15 protein-coding genes are annotated in these 16,838 nt (G+C 53.8%); 14 read left to right on the top strand and 1 reads right to left on the bottom strand.

Annotation, left to right across the window (positions count from 1 at the left end; translation table 11 throughout):
- Window positions 1-199: 199 nt before the first annotated feature.
- The gene (locus ACIDE9_RS09000) at window positions 200-1,792 is read left to right on the top strand and encodes a diguanylate cyclase domain-containing protein (RefSeq protein ID WP_411994240.1); all 1,593 of its coding nucleotides are present in this window, start codon (window positions 200-202) and stop codon (window positions 1,790-1,792) included.
- A gap of 46 nt (window positions 1,793-1,838) precedes the next feature.
- Here the strand turns inward: ACIDE9_RS09000 and ACIDE9_RS08995 are convergent, their stop codons facing one another.
- Window positions 1,839-2,207 (bottom strand): glutaredoxin family protein, encoded by a 369-nt coding sequence (locus tag ACIDE9_RS08995; RefSeq protein ID WP_228520040.1) that lies wholly within the window; start codon window positions 2,205-2,207, stop codon window positions 1,839-1,841.
- A gap of 331 nt (window positions 2,208-2,538) precedes the next feature.
- Here ACIDE9_RS08995 and mraZ point away from each other — a divergent pair, with 331 nt between their 5' ends.
- From mraZ to ACIDE9_RS08930, 13 genes are read left to right on the top strand one after another with little or no spacing between them, the layout of a single operon-like run.
- On the top strand, window positions 2,539-2,985 hold the full coding sequence (gene mraZ, locus ACIDE9_RS08990; protein WP_194754872.1) for a division/cell wall cluster transcriptional repressor MraZ: 447 nt from the start codon (window positions 2,539-2,541) through the stop codon (window positions 2,983-2,985).
- Window positions 2,982-3,971: a 16S rRNA (cytosine(1402)-N(4))-methyltransferase RsmH gene (gene rsmH / locus ACIDE9_RS08985; protein WP_411994237.1), complete on the top strand. Its 990-nt coding sequence runs from the start codon at window positions 2,982-2,984 to the stop codon at window positions 3,969-3,971. The genes mraZ and rsmH overlap by 4 nt, the downstream gene beginning before the upstream one ends.
- 9 nt (window positions 3,972-3,980) lie before the next feature.
- Complete coding sequence (ftsL, locus tag ACIDE9_RS08980; protein ID WP_019883491.1) at window positions 3,981-4,259, top strand: cell division protein FtsL; 279 nt, start codon at window positions 3,981-3,983, stop codon at window positions 4,257-4,259.
- Window positions 4,260-4,284: 25 nt separating this feature from the next.
- Window positions 4,285-6,012, top strand: coding sequence for a peptidoglycan D,D-transpeptidase FtsI family protein (locus tag ACIDE9_RS08975; RefSeq protein WP_411994235.1), 1,728 nt, complete (start codon window positions 4,285-4,287; stop codon window positions 6,010-6,012).
- Complete coding sequence (locus ACIDE9_RS08970) at window positions 6,009-7,469, top strand: UDP-N-acetylmuramoyl-L-alanyl-D-glutamate--2,6-diaminopimelate ligase (RefSeq protein ID WP_411994233.1); 1,461 nt, start codon at window positions 6,009-6,011, stop codon at window positions 7,467-7,469. The genes ACIDE9_RS08975 and ACIDE9_RS08970 overlap by 4 nt, the downstream gene beginning before the upstream one ends.
- Window positions 7,466-8,857: a UDP-N-acetylmuramoyl-tripeptide--D-alanyl-D-alanine ligase gene (locus ACIDE9_RS08965; RefSeq protein WP_411994232.1), complete on the top strand. Its 1,392-nt coding sequence runs from the start codon at window positions 7,466-7,468 to the stop codon at window positions 8,855-8,857. The genes ACIDE9_RS08970 and ACIDE9_RS08965 overlap by 4 nt, the downstream gene beginning before the upstream one ends.
- 8 nt (window positions 8,858-8,865) lie before the next feature.
- Window positions 8,866-9,969: a phospho-N-acetylmuramoyl-pentapeptide-transferase gene (gene mraY, locus ACIDE9_RS08960; RefSeq protein WP_194754866.1), complete on the top strand. Its 1,104-nt coding sequence runs from the start codon at window positions 8,866-8,868 to the stop codon at window positions 9,967-9,969.
- A 27-nt stretch (window positions 9,970-9,996) separates the two neighbouring features.
- Complete coding sequence (murD, locus tag ACIDE9_RS08955) at window positions 9,997-11,367, top strand: UDP-N-acetylmuramoyl-L-alanine--D-glutamate ligase (RefSeq protein WP_411994229.1); 1,371 nt, start codon at window positions 9,997-9,999, stop codon at window positions 11,365-11,367.
- Complete coding sequence (gene ftsW / locus ACIDE9_RS08950) at window positions 11,352-12,515, top strand: putative lipid II flippase FtsW (protein ID WP_228520038.1); 1,164 nt, start codon at window positions 11,352-11,354, stop codon at window positions 12,513-12,515. Before murD ends, ftsW begins: the two co-directional genes overlap by 16 nt.
- Window positions 12,515-13,609: an undecaprenyldiphospho-muramoylpentapeptide beta-N-acetylglucosaminyltransferase gene (gene murG / locus ACIDE9_RS08945; RefSeq protein ID WP_411994227.1), complete on the top strand. Its 1,095-nt coding sequence runs from the start codon at window positions 12,515-12,517 to the stop codon at window positions 13,607-13,609. Before ftsW ends, murG begins: the two co-directional genes overlap by 1 nt.
- A 1-nt stretch (window position 13,610) precedes the next feature.
- Window positions 13,611-15,005 carry a UDP-N-acetylmuramate--L-alanine ligase gene (murC, locus tag ACIDE9_RS08940; protein ID WP_411994225.1) on the top strand — a complete coding sequence of 465 codons (1,395 nt, stop codon included), beginning with the start codon at window positions 13,611-13,613 and terminating at the stop codon, window positions 15,003-15,005.
- Window positions 15,002-15,907, top strand: a complete 906-nt coding sequence (gene murB / locus ACIDE9_RS08935) for a UDP-N-acetylmuramate dehydrogenase (protein WP_411994223.1) — start codon at window positions 15,002-15,004, stop codon at window positions 15,905-15,907. Before murC ends, murB begins: the two co-directional genes overlap by 4 nt.
- On the top strand, window positions 15,904-16,824 hold the full coding sequence (locus ACIDE9_RS08930; RefSeq protein WP_411994221.1) for a D-alanine--D-alanine ligase: 921 nt from the start codon (window positions 15,904-15,906) through the stop codon (window positions 16,822-16,824). The genes murB and ACIDE9_RS08930 overlap by 4 nt, the downstream gene beginning before the upstream one ends.
- Window positions 16,825-16,838 lie beyond the last annotated feature (14 nt).

Here is a 16,838-nt window from a genome sequence, read left to right as displayed (position 1 = left end):
TTCATAACTGCTTTACGAGGCTTCTTCCCAGGCTTGAATCAGGCTGCGCAATGCCGCCGTAAAAACTTGTGAGATCCCCGATTGGTGGGAGTGCGATTCGTTAAACTGGGCGATGGAGTCACTTTCTTGTATAGTTCATGCGTATGAATGGCTAAATAAGCGGTGATTTTATATGTTGAGTACCTTGGGCCGGGTGTTAATGGCGGTCATAATCGCTGTGCTGTCCGCTGGCTTGGCGCAGGCCTCTCCCCAATCTATAGAGGGTGATTGGTCTCTTGTACGCCCGTATGGCGGCGCGCAAAGTCACCATCAATTTCTTGCTGATCCGCTGCATAAAAAATACTCTCACGTTGACGCTGTCAGCCTGACAGGCGGTCATTATCTTTATGTGGCCTCTTTTGAAATCAATAAACAGCAGGCGTACGTTTTTGATTTCAAAAATACCAGTACGATAGAATATTTCCGGCATCAGCTGTATGACCAGCAAGGGCGTGAAGTGGCGCGCCTCGAGGGTGGCATTGGTCGTCAAATAGAGAATCCTTTTTTCTTGCGGCATGGCCGCAGTGTCAGTTTGGCGCCAGGCAAATACGTCCTGGCCACGCAAGTGATCTCTACCAATTACCTGGCAATTCCTGAGCCTTATCTGCAAGACCAGGCAGGTTATATGCAAGCGATCAAGCGTGGCAATGCGCTGACGCTGTTTGCCCTGGGCATCTTTTGTGGGCTGGGAATCTATTATGCGGTGCTCGCGACGAGTCGTAATCGTAGTGTGGAAGCCATGTATGCAATTTTTATTGCCGGTAATTTTATTTACAACAGTGCGGCGCTGCTTGTCCTCTCGGACCTGTTCAATTTGCACGCCATCTATTGGGTGTCGATGCCTGTGCTAGTGTCCAGCATGGCTTACATGTTGTTTGTGATACATCTGCTGGAAATCAATCGTTATCAGCACAGGCGACTTTATTACACCGGCGTGGCTATTCTGGTGGTAATGGGGGTGTTTTTGTTGCTGGCAATCGCCTACCCCAATTGGGCATTACAGCTTTGCCGCTATGAGGTTGGACTGTTTTTATGTTTCGGACTGGCAGCGGCAATCAGGCTCAGCCAACGTAAAAATGCAACGGCAAAACGCTATTTCATCGCGATTAGCCTGTTTTTTGTCTGTGGCATTATTACCATTAGCCTCAGCAAGCTGCATGAGCAATTTGATTTGTATATCGAACATCTGGGGCTGCTGAGTGTTGCTATTGAGGTGGTGTTGCTGGCATTGGTGCTTTCCTTTCAGTTCTCCCAATTGCGTAAAGAAAAAGAAGAGGCCCTGGAGGCGCTGGGCATGACAGAGAAGGTGGCAAATTCGGATGCCTTAACCAGCCTGCCGAATCGCTATGCTTTTGTCAAAGCGCTGGAACAGATGCCCATGCATGGCAGTATGACCTTTATTGATCTGGATGGGCTCAAGTTTTACAACGATCATTATGGTCATGCGCGTGGTGACGCGTTGCTAGTGAGTTTCGCAAAACACTATCAGCACTATTTGGGTAGCCATCTCGTCTTATACCGACTGGGAGGGGATGAGTTTGCCGTGTTGGCACACAAAGGCGAGGTGCGGGTGGTTGAGCAGGCACTGCAAAAAGCAATTGAAAGCGTACGCCTGGAGGGGTTTGAGTTTTCTGGTGCCAGCGCAGGGTCTGCCTATTACTATGAGGCTGAGAACATCACCGAACTCATGCAGTTGGCAGATGAGCGCATGTACGAAAATAAACGGTCGCGCCAGTTAGCTGTGACGGCCTGACGATCGCGGGCGCTCATGATGACAGCCTGTCTGTGATGTTCACCCGCTATTTAGCAGGGCTGGCTGCTTGTCGTTGCCAGTGATCCAGTAAAGTTTCCATTTTTTTCTGCTGATAACCTCGCACCACATCCCCTGCCACCAGTAATACTGGTACACCGTTCGCGGCCAACCGTTGGTATTGGCTGCGTGCTTCTGCCGAGGTTTCGATATTCATTTCCTGATATGGGATACCTTTGGCTGCCAGCAGCGCTCGTGTTTTTTCGCAATACGGGCACCAGTCGGTGGCGTAGAGCACCACTTGCCCATGGCTGAAGTCTGGCGGTGGACTCAGGTAGAGCCACCAAGTACGCCATTCCATGGCCAGCAAAATCACGGTGCCTATGATCAGGAATTTCAATCGTGGAGAAAGCTGCATCGCAATAGTCTATTAAGTGTGAGGGGATGTTGAGGTTGACCTATTTTTTGCACAAAGAATCATCAAAAAATAACATTTTTTAATTATTCAATATTTTCAATGAGATAGCTATTTTTATTAAACAACTTTATGTGTTTATTGCGCCAATATATTGATTTGAATTGCTTTGTTAAAATGCTCTAAGTCGTTGTCTTTAAAAGGGATTTTTTCTCCCAAAGTGCTTGCCAAGCACTTTTTTTTTATCTATAGTGTGCAAAAGGGTAATTTTGTGTTGAATTGTGGGAAATTCATCCCGCTTTTAAACAAAATGAATGGATAAAGGTCAATATTGATGTTTCGCGGGGCGGTACAGTTAAGTTTGGATGCTAAAGGACGGCTCAGTGTGCCGGCCAAGCATCGCGACGCCCTGACGGCTGGCGGGCAGGGTGAGGTCGTGCTCACGGCCCATCCGCACCGCTGCCTGATTTTGTACCCACAAGCAGCTTGGGAGCCGATTGAAACCAAGCTGACCAGTTTGTCCAGTTTTAATCCTCAGACCAGTGGTATTCAGCGCATGATCGTTGGCCAGGCAGATGTGATGCATTTGGACTCGGCGGGCCGTTTGCTGGTGAATGCCGTACTGCGCAAATTCGCTAAGCTCGACAAAGATGTGATGATGGTCGGGCAAGGCAGTCATTTTGAGTTGTGGGATGTTGCCGCATGGGATCAGCAACTGGAAAGCCTGATGGCGACCGACCAGTTGCAGATACCGCAAGAGCTAGAAGGATTCTCGCTATGACGCGGGGCGCGAAGTCAGCGCCCGCGTCCTTGACGGAAACGTCAGTGTCACCAGTCGCCGCCAGTCATATCACCGTGTTGTTGCATGAAGCGGTGGATGCGCTGAATGTGCAGGCCGATGGTGTGTATGTCGATGGCACCTTCGGGCGTGGCGGGCACAGCCGTCTTATTCTTTCCAAATTGGGTAGCAAAGGGCGTCTGATCGGCTTGGATCGCGATCTGGCGGCAGTGGCGCATGGGCAAACGATTGCCGATGCGCGTTTTACGATGGTGCATGCGCATTTTTCAGCCATGGCAACAGTGTTGGCTGAGCTGGGCGTGCAAGCGGTAGATGGGATTTTGCTCGATCTGGGTATTTCGTCACCGCAAATTGATGAGGGTGTGCGCGGGTTCAGTTTCCGTTTTGACGGGCCGCTGGATATGCGCATGGATCAAAGTCGGGGCAAAACCGCCGCAGAGTGGTTGGCGACGATGTCTGAAAAACAATTGGGTGAGGTGATTAGGGATTATGGTGAAGAACGGTTTGCTAAGCAGGTTGCAAGGGCGATTGTTAAAGAGCGCGAAGATGGGCATGCCATCACCACTACAGGGCAACTTGCCAAGATCGTGGCAGGCGCCATCCCCAAGAATGAGCCGGGCCAGAACCCTGCAACGCGCACATTTCAAGCTCTACGGATTTTCGTCAATCAAGAGCTTGAGGAACTCTCGCTAGTGTTGCCAGGTTGCTTGCAGTTGTTGCGTCCGCAAGGCCGGCTGGCGGTGATCAGCTTCCATTCGCTGGAAGACCGCATCGTCAAGCGCTTTATCCAGTCAGAAGTGGATAGAGACAACTTGCCAGCCGGGTTGCCGGTGCGCGCTAAGGATTTACCGCAGCCGCGCTTACTGGCTGTGGGTAAGGCCGTCAAGCCTGGTAAGGCAGAAGTGGCGGCTAATGTGCGTTCACGCAGTGCGGTGTTGCGTGTGGCTGAACGCACGCAGGTGCAATAGGTTGTTTCCATGATCCGGCTGAATTTGATTTTGTTTGCGTTGACGATTGCCATGGCCCTGGGCGTGGTGACGGCGCAATACAAGGCGCGCAAATTGTATTTTGAGCTGGACAGGCAAGAAGTGTTGACCAAGCAATATATGACGGAATATGACCAGTTGCAGATCGAGCAAAGCACCTGGGCCATGCATTCGCGGCTGGAAGACTTTGCGACCACGCGCTTGCATATGCATAGCCCGAGCATGCAGCAAACACAAGTGATTATGGTTGATGTGCCGCCTGCGCCATAGCCGGAATCATTGCGAGTGAATGGTCATGCTGCTTAAAGAGAGTCAACACAAGCTGGTGAAATTGCCAGCCTGGCGCAGAAGAACGCTACTGGTGTTGCTGCTGTTGAGTTTTGTCTTGTTGCTGGGGCGCGGGTTTTACCTGCAAACCTTGCATAAAGATTACCTGATTAAAAAAGGTGAAGCATTTTCGCGGCGCAAAGTGGTGTTGATGCCGCATCGCGGCAAGATTTATGACCGTAATTTCAAGCCATTGGCGATCAGTTTGCCGGTGGAGTCAGTCTGGGCGAACCCGACTGACGTGCAGGTGACGGCTGCGCAGTTAAAGCAAATGTCCAAGTTGCTGGAAATGCCAGCCAAAGAGTTGCAGCAAAAGCTGCAAAAAAAGAAAAAAGAATTTGTGTATATCAAACGGAGAGTGGCGCCCGATGTGGCAAAACAGGTGATGGCGATGAAAGTGCCCGGCGTATTCAGTCAGAAGGAATACAAACGCTTCTACCCCGCGGCAGAAGTGACGGCGCATATCGTCGGTTTCACCGGCGTGGATGATACCGGTGTGGAGGGCATGGAGCTTTACCGCAATAACGTATTATCTGGCAGTGCGGGCAAGCGTGATTTCGTACGTGACCGCAAAGGCCATGTGGTGGAAGATCTGGTGGCGGTGAAGTTGCCGCACGATGGACAGGATCTGGTGCTGAGCATCGATCGTACCGTGCAATATGTGGTGCACCGTGAATTGTCACGTGCGGTTGAAAAGCATAAAGCCAAAGCGGCGGCGGCTGTGGTGCTGGATGCCAAAACCGGTGAAGTGCTGGCGCTGGTGAATATCCCGACTTATAACCCGAATAATCCGGTTAATGTGGCCAGCAAATTGCGCAACTCGGCGATTGTGAATATTTTTGAACCGGGCTCGACCATGAAACCGGTGACTGCCGCCGCCGCCATGGAGTTTGGCCCTTACCAGCCTGATACCAAAATCCAGACCGCACCGGGCTACTTGCGTATAGGCACGGCCACCATTCATGACGCACACCCGAACCAGGTGCTCACTGTGTCGCAAGTAATCCAGAAATCCTCCAACGTTGGCTCGGCCAAGATGGCGCTTGATTTAAACCGCGAGCAATTGTGGAACACCTATGTGCAACTGGGGTTTGGCTCAGCCACCAAAATTGGTTTCCCTGGTGAAGCCTCTGGCAAGGTGCGTGATTACAAAACCTGGCGCCCGATTGAGCAGGCGACGATGTCTTACGGTCACGGCATTAGCGTGACCTTGTTGCAATTGGCACGCGCCTACACCGTATTTGCCAATGAAGGCGAGTTACTCCCTGTCACGCTGACCAAGTTGTCTGAACCACCAGTTGGTCGCCAGGTATTTTCTGCCAAAGTGGCTAATTCAGTCAAAGACATGCTGGAACTGGTCGTGCAGCCAGGCGGTACCGCTTTGAAAGCACAGGTCACCGGCTATCGCGTCGCGGGCAAAACAGGCACCGCGCACAAGCTGGGCGATCATGGTTACGAGCATGACAAATACGTCGGTTCTTTTGTTGGCATGGTGCCTGCCTCTAATCCACGCCTGATTATGGCGGTGATGATTGATGAGCCTAGCAATGGTGAATACTACGGTGGCAGCGTGGCTGCGCCGGTCTTTAGCGCAGTGATGAATGATGTGCTGCGCATGCTGGTGATTCCACAAGATGGTAATGCTTTGCCAGTGGCGGCCCCGGCGGACGCCACTGAAGTGAAGGAGGCGATGTGAGTAAATACATTATTCCCGCGCCGGTACACGGCATCACTGCAGACAGCCGCCAGGTGGAAAAGCATGGCTTGTTCCTGGCTTATCCAGGTCAGCACAGCGATGGCCGCGACTATATTGAAGATGCGATTGCCAAAGGTGCCAATACGGTGATCTGGGATAGCCAGGGTTTCGATTGGAACCCATCTTGGACTGTACATAACATCGCCATTGCTGACCTCAAGTCCCAGGTCGGCCATATCGCCAGCCAGTTTTACAAAGACCCTTCTGAGCAGATGTGGTGCGTCGGTGTGACTGGCACCAACGGAAAAACCACGGTGACGCATTGGTTGGCGCAGGCGTATCGCTTTTTGCAGCAAAAATCTGCTGTCATCGGCACATTAGGTAATGGCGCGCTGGAAGATTTACAAGCGACACAAAACACCACGCCTGGCCCGGTAGAACTGCAAAAAATGCTGGCGACATTTGTGCTGGATGACGTACGCATGGTGGCCATGGAAGTGTCTTCCCACGGCCTGGATCAAGGCCGTGTCAATGGCGTGGCTTTTGATGTTGCTGTGCTGACCAACATCACGCGCGACCATCTTGATTACCACCTGACCATGGAAGCCTACCAGGCGGCCAAACGCAAACTGTTTGACTGGCAAACCCTGTCAGCGGCAGTCGTCAATGCAGATGATCCGTTTGGTCTGGCGCTGATTGAAGATTTACGCAAGCAAGGTAAAAAAGTATTGAGCTATGGCTTGCATGCGCAGGCTGATGTGTGTGCAACGGCGGTGACCATGCATGCTACCGGTTTTGAAATTCAGGTGCGCACAGCGCAAGGTGCTGGCGATATCCAGTTACATGCCCTGGGGCAGTTCAACGTCTATAACGCCCTGGCCGTGTTGACTTGCCTGCTGGTGAACGAAGTGGCGCTACCTGCTGCCCTGCAGGCCGTGTCTGGCTTGGTGCCTGTGGCCGGGCGCATGCAGATGTTTGGTGGCGGTGACTTGCCGCTGGTGGTGGTGGATTACGCACATACGCCAGATGCGCTGGAAAAGGCCTTGCATACTCTGCGTAGCCAGGCACGCGGCAAACTGGCGTGCGTCTTTGGCTGTGGCGGCGACCGCGACAGTGGCAAGCGTAGCGAAATGGGCCGTATTGCTGACGAGTTGGCCGATAGCGTCATCATCACCAATGACAATCCACGCAGTGAAAACCCTTACGCCATTATCGCGGCAATTGCTGAAGGCATGGCCCGTGAGGCGTCGGTGGAAACAGACCGCGCCAAGGCGATTGCGCTCGCAGTGAGTCAGGCCGGTAAAGGTGACGTGGTGCTGGTGGCAGGTAAAGGCCATGAAGATTATCAGGAGATTCAGGGCATACGTTATCCATTCAGCGATGCCGATTGGGTACAAAACGCTTTGAAAAAGAGCGCATTGAATCAAGATGCTTCGAATCGGAAGGCACAGGCATGATCGCGCTGAAAACCATCGCTGACGTTTTACAAGGCACTTTGCAGCAGGGCGCAGAGGTGACTGTGACTTCGGTAGATACCGATAGCCGCCGTGTGCTGCCAGGTCAGCTATTCGTGGCGTTACCGGGTGAAAAGTTTGACGGTCATGACTTCCTGCCGCAAGTGGCCAATCAAGGCGCCGTAGCGGCGCTGGTGAGCAAACCGGTAACGAGTAGCTTGCCGACCGTACTGGTGAAAGATACGCGCCTGGCCTTGGGTCAATTGGCTAGCTGGTGGCGCCAACAGCTGGCTTTGCCGCTGATTGCTGTGACTGGTAGCAATGGCAAGACCACGACCAAGGAAATGATCGCGGCCATCATGCAGGCGCATGTCGGTGGCGCTGACAAGGTGTTAGCCACGGCCGGTAACTTTAACAACGATATTGGCATGCCGCTGACATTGCTGCGTTTGCAAGTAACACATCGCTGCGCTGTGATCGAGATGGGCATGAATCACCTGGGCGAGATTGATTACCTGACCCGCCTTGCGCGCCCCAATGTGGCGGTGATTAATAACGCTGGCACGGCGCATATTGGTGAACTGGGTTCGCGCGAAAACATTGCTAAAGCCAAAGGCGAAATCTTTGCCGGACTGAGCCAGGATGGCATCGCCGTCATCAATGCCGACAGTGAGTTTGCCGACTACTGGCGCGGGTTGAACGCTGGTCGGCAGGTGCTGACATTTGGCATGCATCCGGCCGCCGATGTTCGCGGTGAAGTGCTGGGCGATGCATCCAGCTTCAAATTGCATTATCAGGGCGAGGCTGTGACGTTAACGCTGGCGGTGCCTGGTGCGCACAACGTGATGAATGCATTGGCGGCTGCCGCTGCAAGTTTAGCCGCAGGTGCCGGCCTGGCCGACGTTGCCCAAGGACTGCAAGGTTTCGCCGGGGTTAAAGGGCGCTTGCAAGTGAAAACAGCTGCCAACGGCGCCAAAGTGATTGATGACACTTATAACGCCAACCCTGACTCCATGAAGGCCGCGCTGGATGTGTTGAAGCATGCCGGTGCAAACACGGTGTTTGTGATGGGTGACATGGGGGAACTGGGCGCAGATGCCGAGGCCATGCATATGCAAATCGGCCGTTATGCCAAAGAACACGGTATCGGCAAGCTGTATGCGCTGGGTAATTTCACGCAGGCAGCGGTGCAGGCGTTTGGTGCACAGGCGCAGCATTTTGCTTCGTTGGAGGCTTTGGTGGCCGCTTTGCAGGCTGAAACAACGGCGAATGACGTGGTATTGGTAAAAGGCTCGCGCTTTATGCAAATGGAGCGCGTAGTGAATGCGCTAGTGGAATCGTTGGTGGAATCGTTGGTGGAATCGCAAACCACTGAATTAGTGGGGAAATAGGGAAGCATATGTTATTAGAACTGACCAAATGGTTGGCATCAGATGTACACGGATTTCATGTATTCAATTACATCACCTTCCGTGCCGTACTGGCGACGCTGACAGCGCTGGCTATTTCGTTCCTGGTCGGGCCAGCCATGATCCGCAAGCTGACTGAATACAAGGTTGGCCAGGCGGTACGTGATGATGGTCCGCAAACACATTTGGTCAAGGCAGGGACGCCAACCATGGGCGGTGCCCTGATCCTGGTCGCGATTTCCATTTCGACCTTGCTGTGGGGCAACCTGCATAACCGCTTTATCTGGGTGGTATTGATTACAACATTGGGTTTCGGCGCGGTGGGCTGGGTCGATGATTACCGCAAAGTGGTCTACAAAAACCCTAAAGGCCTGTCTGCCAAAGCTAAATATTTTTGGCAAAGCCTGGTTGGCCTGGGGGTAGCAGGGTTTTTATATGCCACGTCGACCACACCGGTTGAAACGACGTTGATCGTACCTTTCTTTAAGCACCTGGTATTCCCGCTGGGCGCGGTGGGTTTCATTGTGCTGACCTACCTGGTGATTGTAGGTAGCAGCAATGCCGTCAACCTGACTGACGGCCTGGATGGCCTGGCGACTTTGCCTACGGTGATGGTAGGCAGCGCGCTGGCGATTTTCTCTTATGTGGCCGGGCATGCGGTGTTTTCTAAATACCTGGGCATTCCATATGTGGCAGGGGCCAGCGAGCTGATGGTGTTTTGTGCGGCGATGGCCGGTGCTGGCTTGGGTTTCCTGTGGTTTAACGCTTATCCGGCAGAAGTGTTTATGGGCGATGTTGGCGCGTTGGCGCTGGGGGCTGCACTGGGTGTGGTGGCGGTGATTGTGCGCCAGGAAATCGTGTTGTTCATCATGGGCGGCGTGTTTGTGGTGGAAACCTTCTCGGTGGCCGCACAAGTCCTTTATTTCAAATACACCAAAAAGATGACCGGGACCGGTAAACGTATTTTCCTCATGGCGCCTTTGCATCATCACTATGAGCAAAAAGGCTGGAAAGAGACACAGGTCGTGGTGCGTTTCTGGATTATCACCATGATGCTGGTGCTGGTCGGTTTATCTACCCTGAAATTGCGATAAGGCACGGAACAATCGTCGGGCGTGAACATGAAAAAACAGTTTGAACAACAGCGGATTGCAGTACTGGGACTGGGTGATACCGGCTTCTCAGCCTTGCGCTGGCTGCGTCATATGGGCGCAGACGTCGTGATGTTCGACTCACGCCTGCACCCGGCCGGGCAAGATCGATTGCATGCAGAGTTTCCTGAGGTGGAGTGCCACCTGGGTCCGTTTAACCATGCATTGTTAGCTGGCATGGATTTAATTGTGGCAAGCCCTGGCATCTCATTAAACGAGCCGGTCATCGCGCAACTCATGTCGGAAGGCAAAGCGGTGGTCGGCGATGTAGAGCTGTTTGCACGCTTTCGCGCCCCTTATGCCAAAGTGATTGCGATTACGGGTTCCAATGGTAAAACGACCGTGACCTCGCTGGTGGGTGAAATCTGCAAACAGGCCGGGTTGAACACCATTGTGGCTGGCAATATCGGTTTGCCGGTGCTGGATACCTTGCAGATGACCGCGCCTGATGTCTATGTGCTGGAATTATCCAGTTTCCAATTAGAAGCCCTGCATCAATTGCAAGTGGATGCAGCCACTATCCTGAATCTGTCTGAAGATCATATGGATCGCTACGACGGCATGGAAGGCTACGCGCAAGCCAAAGCGCGCATTTACCAACACGCACGCATTGCCGTGGTCAATCGTGATGATCCGGCCAGTGCCGCACTGGCAGGTCAGTTGCCACAGGTGTCGTTTGGAGTGAATCCGGCACCGTCCATTAATGATTACGGCCTCAACGACGCGGGCTGGTTATGCGCGGGCAACCGTCATTACATTGAAGCTGACAGCTTGCAGATTCGCGGCAAACATAATATTGCCAACGCCCTGGCAGCGATTGCGCTGACGCAAGCCATCGGTATCGACAAAGTGTCTATTCTGCACACCGTGCAAGCGTTTGCTGGTTTGCCGCACCGCGTGGAGTGGGTGGCCAATATCGACGATGTGGATTTCTACGATGACTCCAAAGGCACCAATGTAGGCGCCACTTGTGCTGCGATTAGCGGCATGCTCAAGCAGGGCAAGCCGCAAAAAGTGGTATTGATTGCCGGTGGTGACGGCAAGGGCCAGGATTTTACACCTTTGCGTGAAGCGATTTTGCATCATGCCAGGGCCGTGGTGCTCATCGGCCGCGATGCGCCAAAAATCCAGCAAGTCTTGCATAACCTGCAATTGCCAGTCGTCGATGCGGTTGATTTAACCGCCGCTGTCCATATTGCCAAAACCCTGGCCGAAGAAGGCGATGCCGTCCTGTTGTCACCGGCGTGCGCCAGCTTTGATATGTTCCGTAATTACGAACACAGGGCGCAGGTGTTTGTCGAGGCTGTCAAAGCCATGGAGGCCGCATGCTTGGGCCGTTAATGATGAACCGCGAGCGTTACAACTCCCCCAACTACGATGTGTCGTTGTTGTGGGTGGTGTTGTCCTTGCTGGCATTTGGCATGGTCATGGTGTATTCCGCCTCGATTGCCTATGCCGATTCGAGCAAGATGTTTGGCCATAACAGCACCTATTTCCTGGTGCGTCAGGCTCTGTATATCGTGGTCGGCCTGGTGGCAGCCGTGATTGTGTTCCAGATCCCCATGGCCTGGTGGCAGAAAATGTCGCCTTACCTGTTCATTATGGGCATTGTGCTGCTCATCATGGTGCTGATTCCAGGCATCGGCAAAGTGGTGAACGGTAGCCGCCGCTGGATTTCTCTGCTGGTGATGAACCTGCAACCTTCAGAGCTGATGAAGTTGTTTATTGCCATGTACGCCTCAGATTATGTGGTGCGCAAGGCCAGCAATATGCACAGTTTTCAAAAAGGATTCTTGCCCATGCTGGGCGTGATGGCGTTTGTGGGTGTGCTCTTGTTGCGCGAGCCAGATTTTGGCGCCTTTGCCGTGACGGCGTCTATTGCGTTTGCCATTATGTGGCTGGGTGGCGTAGACCTGAAAATCTTCCTGGGCCTGCTGGGCGCATTGCCATTGGCCGTGATCGGCCTGGTGGTGATGGAGCCATATCGTCTTGAACGTATGAAAGGCTTTCTGAATCCGTTTGATGACCCGTTTGATACCGGTTACCAGTTGTCACATGCGCTGATCGCGTTTGGCCGTGGCGAGTTCTGGGGTGTTGGCCTGGGTGGCAGCGTGGAAAAGTTATTGTATTTGCCAGAGGCGCATACCGACTTCCTACTGGCGGTGGTGGCTGAAGAGCTGGGCTATGTTGGCGTGTTAGTGGTGGTGTTGCTGTTTGCCTGGCTGGTGATCCGTGCCTTCAGTATCGCCAAAGAAGCGGTGGCTAACGAACGTTATTACTCTGCCTTGCTGGCGCAAGGCATTGGTGTGTGGATGGGCGTGCAGGGTTTTATCAATATGGGCGTGAATATGGGCCTGTTACCGACCAAAGGGCTGACCTTGCCATTGTTGTCGTATGGCGGTAGCGGCATCCTGGCGAATTGCATTGCGCTGTCGGTGCTACTGCGTATCGATTTCGAGAACCGTCGCTTGCAGAAAGGCTTGAACTGATGAGCCGTTCATACACATTGATGGTGATGGCCGGTGGTACCGGTGGGCATGTCTACCCAGCCATGGCGGTGGCCGACGCGCTACATGCGCAAGGCTGGAAAATCGTCTGGCTGGCAACCGAAAGCGGTATGGAAAACCGCCTGATTGCCGACAAACCTTATGACAAAGCCATGATGACGATGCGCGGTGTACGTGGCAAAGGCTTGCTGGGCTGGCTGACTTTGCCGGTGAAGCTGGTGCGTGCCTTTGCACAAGCCAGACAAGCGATCCGTCAACATCAGCCGGATGTGGTGTTGGGCATGGGCGGTTTTGCGGCGTTCCCTGGCGGTGTGATGGCCAGGTTGGCTGGTGTGCCGCTGGTGATTCACGAGCAAAACTCTATTGCTGGCCTGACCAATAAAGTGCTGGCCAAGATCGCTAGCCGTGTATTAACCGGTTTCCCTGGTGCTTTGGGCGCAAAAGGCGAGATGGTCGGTAATCCGGTGCGTGAAGGCATTACGACCTTGCCCACACCGGAGCAACGTTTTGCCGACCATCATGGCGTGTTGCGCGTGTTAGTGGTGGGCGGCAGCCTGGGCGCGGTCGCCTTGAATACCTTGTTGCCACAGGCTTTTGCCCAGTTACCTGTCAATGCGCGCCCGCAGATCATTCACCAGGCTGGTGAAAAACAGTTTGAGGCGCTGAAAAAAGCCTATGCCGATGCTGGCGTGGCCGCAGATTGCCGTGCCTTTATTCAGGATATGGCAGAAGTGTATGCCTGGGCGGATCTGGTGATTTGCCGTTCTGGTGCTTTGACGGTGGCTGAACTGGCTAACGTGGGCGCTGCCAGTATTTTAGTGCCGTTCCCGTTTGCAGTGGATGACCATCAGACGACGAATGCGGCTTACCTGCAGCAGGCAGGTGCGGCGTTGTTGATACAGCAGCGTGATATGGATGTCATGCAGTTAGCGGCAACTTTGCAAACGCTGGATAGACCGACTTGCCTGGCGATGGCACAGAAAGCACGTGCGCTGGCGAGGCCGCAAGCCACTACAGTGGTTGCAGAGGTTTGCCAGCAACTGGCGGCAAAGAAGACTAACGGAAACCAGGTTTAGTATGAAACATAAAGTTAAAAAAATTCACTTTATCGGCATCGGCGGCTCAGGCATGAGTGGCATCGCCGAAGTGTTGCTGAACCTGGATTTTGAAGTCAGTGGGTCTGACCTGGCCAGCAATGCCACCACCAAACGTTTGCAAGGTTTTGGCGCCACCGTGTTTCAGGGGCATGCGACCGAGCATTTGAATGATGCCGACGTGGTGGTTGTCTCCAGTGCCATTAACGAAGAAAACCCGGAAATCATTGCTGCGCGTGCACGCAAAGTACCAGTGATTCCACGGGCGGTGATGCTGGCCGAACTGATGCGCTTCAAGCAGGGCATTGCCGTAGCGGGTACCCATGGCAAAACCACCACCACCAGCCTGATCGCCAGCATTCTGGCCGAGGCCGATATGGACCCGACTTTTGTCATTGGTGGCAAGCTCGAAGCTGCCAGCGCCAATGCACGTCTGGGCACCGGCGAGTGGATTGTGGTGGAAGCTGACGAATCGGATGCGTCCTTCTTGCACCTGACCCCGATCATGGCGGTGGTGACCAATATCGACCAGGACCACATGGATACCTATGAACACAGTTTTGAAAAGCTCAAAACTGCGTTTGTCGAATTTCTGCAACAGATCCCGTTTTGGGGCATGGCGGTGTTGTGCATCGATGATGCCAATGTGCGTGAAATCTTGCCGCGCGTGACCCGTCCGGTGACGACCTATGGCATCCACGAAGAGGCCGCAATTCGCGCCGAGAATATTGTGGCTGACAACGGCAAGATGCATTTCACGCTGGTGCGTAAAAACGGCATCACCGTGCGCAACGAAGTGACACTGAACTTGCCTGGTCATCATTATGTGCTGAATGCGCTGGCAGCGATTGCGATTGCCACTGAGTTAAATGTGCCGGATGCTGCCATTTTGAAAGCCCTGGCAGAGTTCCGCGGCGTTGGTCGCCGTTTTGAGCGTTATGGCGAAATCCCGGCCAATGGCGGTCACTTTACCCTGGTGGATGACTACGGTCATCACCCGATTGAGATGCAGGCGGTCATTGCCGCCGCGCGTGGTGCTTTTCCAGACCGTCGCCTGGTGCTGGCATTCCAGCCGCATCGCTATACGCGCACGCGTGACTGCTTTGAAGATTTCGTCAAAGTGTTGTCCACCGTCGACGCCTTGTTGCTGACAGAAGTGTACTCGGCAGGAGAAGCGCCGATTGTGGCGGCAGATACGCGTAGCCTGATTCGTGCGATTCGGGTGAATGGCAAGGTCGAGCCACGCTTTGTCGAAACCACAGATGAACTGCCAGCCACCATCCTGGAAAGTGTACAACCGGGTGATGTGGTGGTGGTGATGGGTGCTGGCAATATTGGTAGCGTTGCAGCGAAAACCAGGGAGTTGGCTAGCGTATGAGCGCCTCAGGATTAAAAGCGACTGGCCTGCAAGTGCTGAATAACGAGCCATTGGCCCGCTATACCAGCTGGCGCGTGGGTGGCCCGGCCGATCGCCTGGTGCTGGCTGATAGCGTAGAACATTTGCAGCAGTTTTTGCAGCAATTGCCAGCCAGCGAACCACTGACCTTTATTGGCCTGGGTAGCAATTTGCTGGTGCGTGATGGCGGTGTGCGCGGCACCGTCGTGGTGATGCACCAGGCGCTGCAAGCGCTGGAGATGGAGGGTGAGCGTGTGTACGCCGATGCCGGTGTGACTTGCGCTAAATTGGCCCGTTTTGCTGCCAGCCATAACAAGGCGGGTGCCGAGTTTATGGCGGGTATTCCAGGCACCGTAGGCGGTGCGCTGGCGATGAATGCCGGTTGTTATGGTGGCGAAACCTGGCAGTGGGTGGATGAGGTGAAAACCATTAACCGTGCCGGGGTGGTGCAAGTGCGTGCAAAGGCCGAATACCGGCCTACTTATCGCCATGTGGAGCATCCGGCGGCAGATGAGTGGTTTCTGGGCGGCTGGTTTACGGTGCCCGCCGGCGATGGTAAAGCGTCTGCCGAACAGATCAAGCAGTTGCTGGCGAAGCGCTTGGCGAGCCAGCCACTGAATATGCCGAGCGCAGGGTCAACGTTCAGGAATCCTGAGGGTGATTTTGCGGCGCGTTTGATAGAAGCATCAGGGCTCAAAGGCACCACCATTGGCGGCGCGCAGGTGTCTGAAAAGCATGCAAATTTTATTGTGAATGTGGGTAATGCCAGCGCTGCTGACATTGAGGCCTTGATTGAGCACGTTAAAACGACCGTGCGGGCAAAGCAGGGCGTGGCATTAATACAGGAAGTGAAAGTCATTGGGGAAGGTGTTTTAAAGGTATGAGTGCAGGTCAACAGTCATTTGGCAAGGTCGCAGTATTGTTTGGCGGCCGTTCTGGCGAGCGTGAAGTGTCGCTCAAGAGTGGCTCCGCCGTATTGGCAGCATTGCAACGTCAGGGCGTGGATGCGCATGCATTTGACCCCGCCAGTCAGGATTTGTCTGCATTAAAAGCGTTTGACCGTGCCTTTATTGCCTTGCATGGCCGCTACGGTGAAGACGGCACGATTCAAGGTGCGTTGGAACTCATGGATATTCCTTACACCGGCAGCGGCGTCATGGCCTCTGCGCTGGGCATGGATAAATGGCGTACCAAATTGTTGTGGACAGCTGCTGGTGTCACCACGCCTAACTATGTGCTGATGGATGACAGTACGCATGCTGAAAATGTGGTCACTGCGCTTGGCTTGCCGCTGTTTGTAAAACCGGCGAACGAAGGCTCCAGCATTGGGGTGAGCAAGGTCAAGCAGGCGGGCGATTTAATGGCGGCTTATAGCCTGGCCAAACAGTCAGACCCACTGGTGATTGCCGAGCAGTTTGTCGGCGGTGGGGAGTATACCGTCGGCATCTTGGGTGAGACTGCACTGCCTATCGTGCGCATTGTGCCTAAAAACGAATATTACGATTACGAAGCCAAGTACTTGCGTGATGACACCGAGTATCGCTGCCCGAGCGGCCTGTCTGCCGCGCAGGAAAAGCAAATCCAGGCCGAAGCCTTGCAGGCTTTTAATGTACTGGGTTGCCGTGGCTGGGGCCGCGTTGACTTTCTGATGGATGAAGCCGGTAAACACTACTTCCTGGAAGTGAATACTAGCCCGGGTATGACCGACCATAGCCTGGTGCCGATGGCCGCCAAAGCGGCCGGCATGGACTTTGATGCGCTGGTCATACGTATTTTGCAACAAACGTTGCGTGACGTGTAAAGAGGACGACTGCG

It is taken from the genome of Methylophilus sp. 'Pure River', from assembly GCF_046765995.1.
In the GTDB taxonomy this organism is placed as follows: domain Bacteria; phylum Pseudomonadota; class Gammaproteobacteria; order Burkholderiales; family Methylophilaceae; genus Methylophilus.
This window is presented reverse-complemented; position numbering and strand designations above follow the sequence as displayed.

Excerpts from the sequence above, each read along its gene's own strand:
- murD (WP_411994229.1), top strand. The coding sequence starts at position 9,997 with ATGAAAAAACAGTTTGAACAACAGCGGATTGCAGTACTGGGACTGGGT.
- ACIDE9_RS08965 (WP_411994232.1), top strand. The coding sequence starts at position 7,466 with ATGATCGCGCTGAAAACCATCGCTGACGTTTTACAAGGCACTTTGCAG.
- mraZ (WP_194754872.1), top strand. The coding sequence starts at position 2,539 with ATGTTTCGCGGGGCGGTACAGTTAAGTTTGGATGCTAAAGGACGGCTC.
- ACIDE9_RS08975 (WP_411994235.1), top strand. The coding sequence starts at position 4,285 with ATGCTGCTTAAAGAGAGTCAACACAAGCTGGTGAAATTGCCAGCCTGG.
- ftsL (WP_019883491.1), top strand. The coding sequence starts at position 3,981 with ATGATCCGGCTGAATTTGATTTTGTTTGCGTTGACGATTGCCATGGCC.
- ftsW (WP_228520038.1), top strand. The coding sequence starts at position 11,352 with ATGCTTGGGCCGTTAATGATGAACCGCGAGCGTTACAACTCCCCCAAC.
- ACIDE9_RS09000 (WP_411994240.1), top strand. The coding sequence starts at position 200 with ATGGCGGTCATAATCGCTGTGCTGTCCGCTGGCTTGGCGCAGGCCTCT.
- rsmH (WP_411994237.1), top strand. The coding sequence starts at position 2,982 with ATGACGCGGGGCGCGAAGTCAGCGCCCGCGTCCTTGACGGAAACGTCA.
- mraY (WP_194754866.1), top strand. The coding sequence starts at position 8,866 with ATGTTATTAGAACTGACCAAATGGTTGGCATCAGATGTACACGGATTT.
- murC (WP_411994225.1), top strand. The coding sequence starts at position 13,611 with ATGAAACATAAAGTTAAAAAAATTCACTTTATCGGCATCGGCGGCTCA.
- murG (WP_411994227.1), top strand. The coding sequence starts at position 12,515 with ATGAGCCGTTCATACACATTGATGGTGATGGCCGGTGGTACCGGTGGG.
- ACIDE9_RS08930 (WP_411994221.1), top strand. The coding sequence starts at position 15,904 with ATGAGTGCAGGTCAACAGTCATTTGGCAAGGTCGCAGTATTGTTTGGC.
- ACIDE9_RS08995 (WP_228520040.1), bottom strand. The coding sequence starts at position 2,207 with ATGCAGCTTTCTCCACGATTGAAATTCCTGATCATAGGCACCGTGATT.
- murB (WP_411994223.1), top strand. The coding sequence starts at position 15,002 with ATGAGCGCCTCAGGATTAAAAGCGACTGGCCTGCAAGTGCTGAATAAC.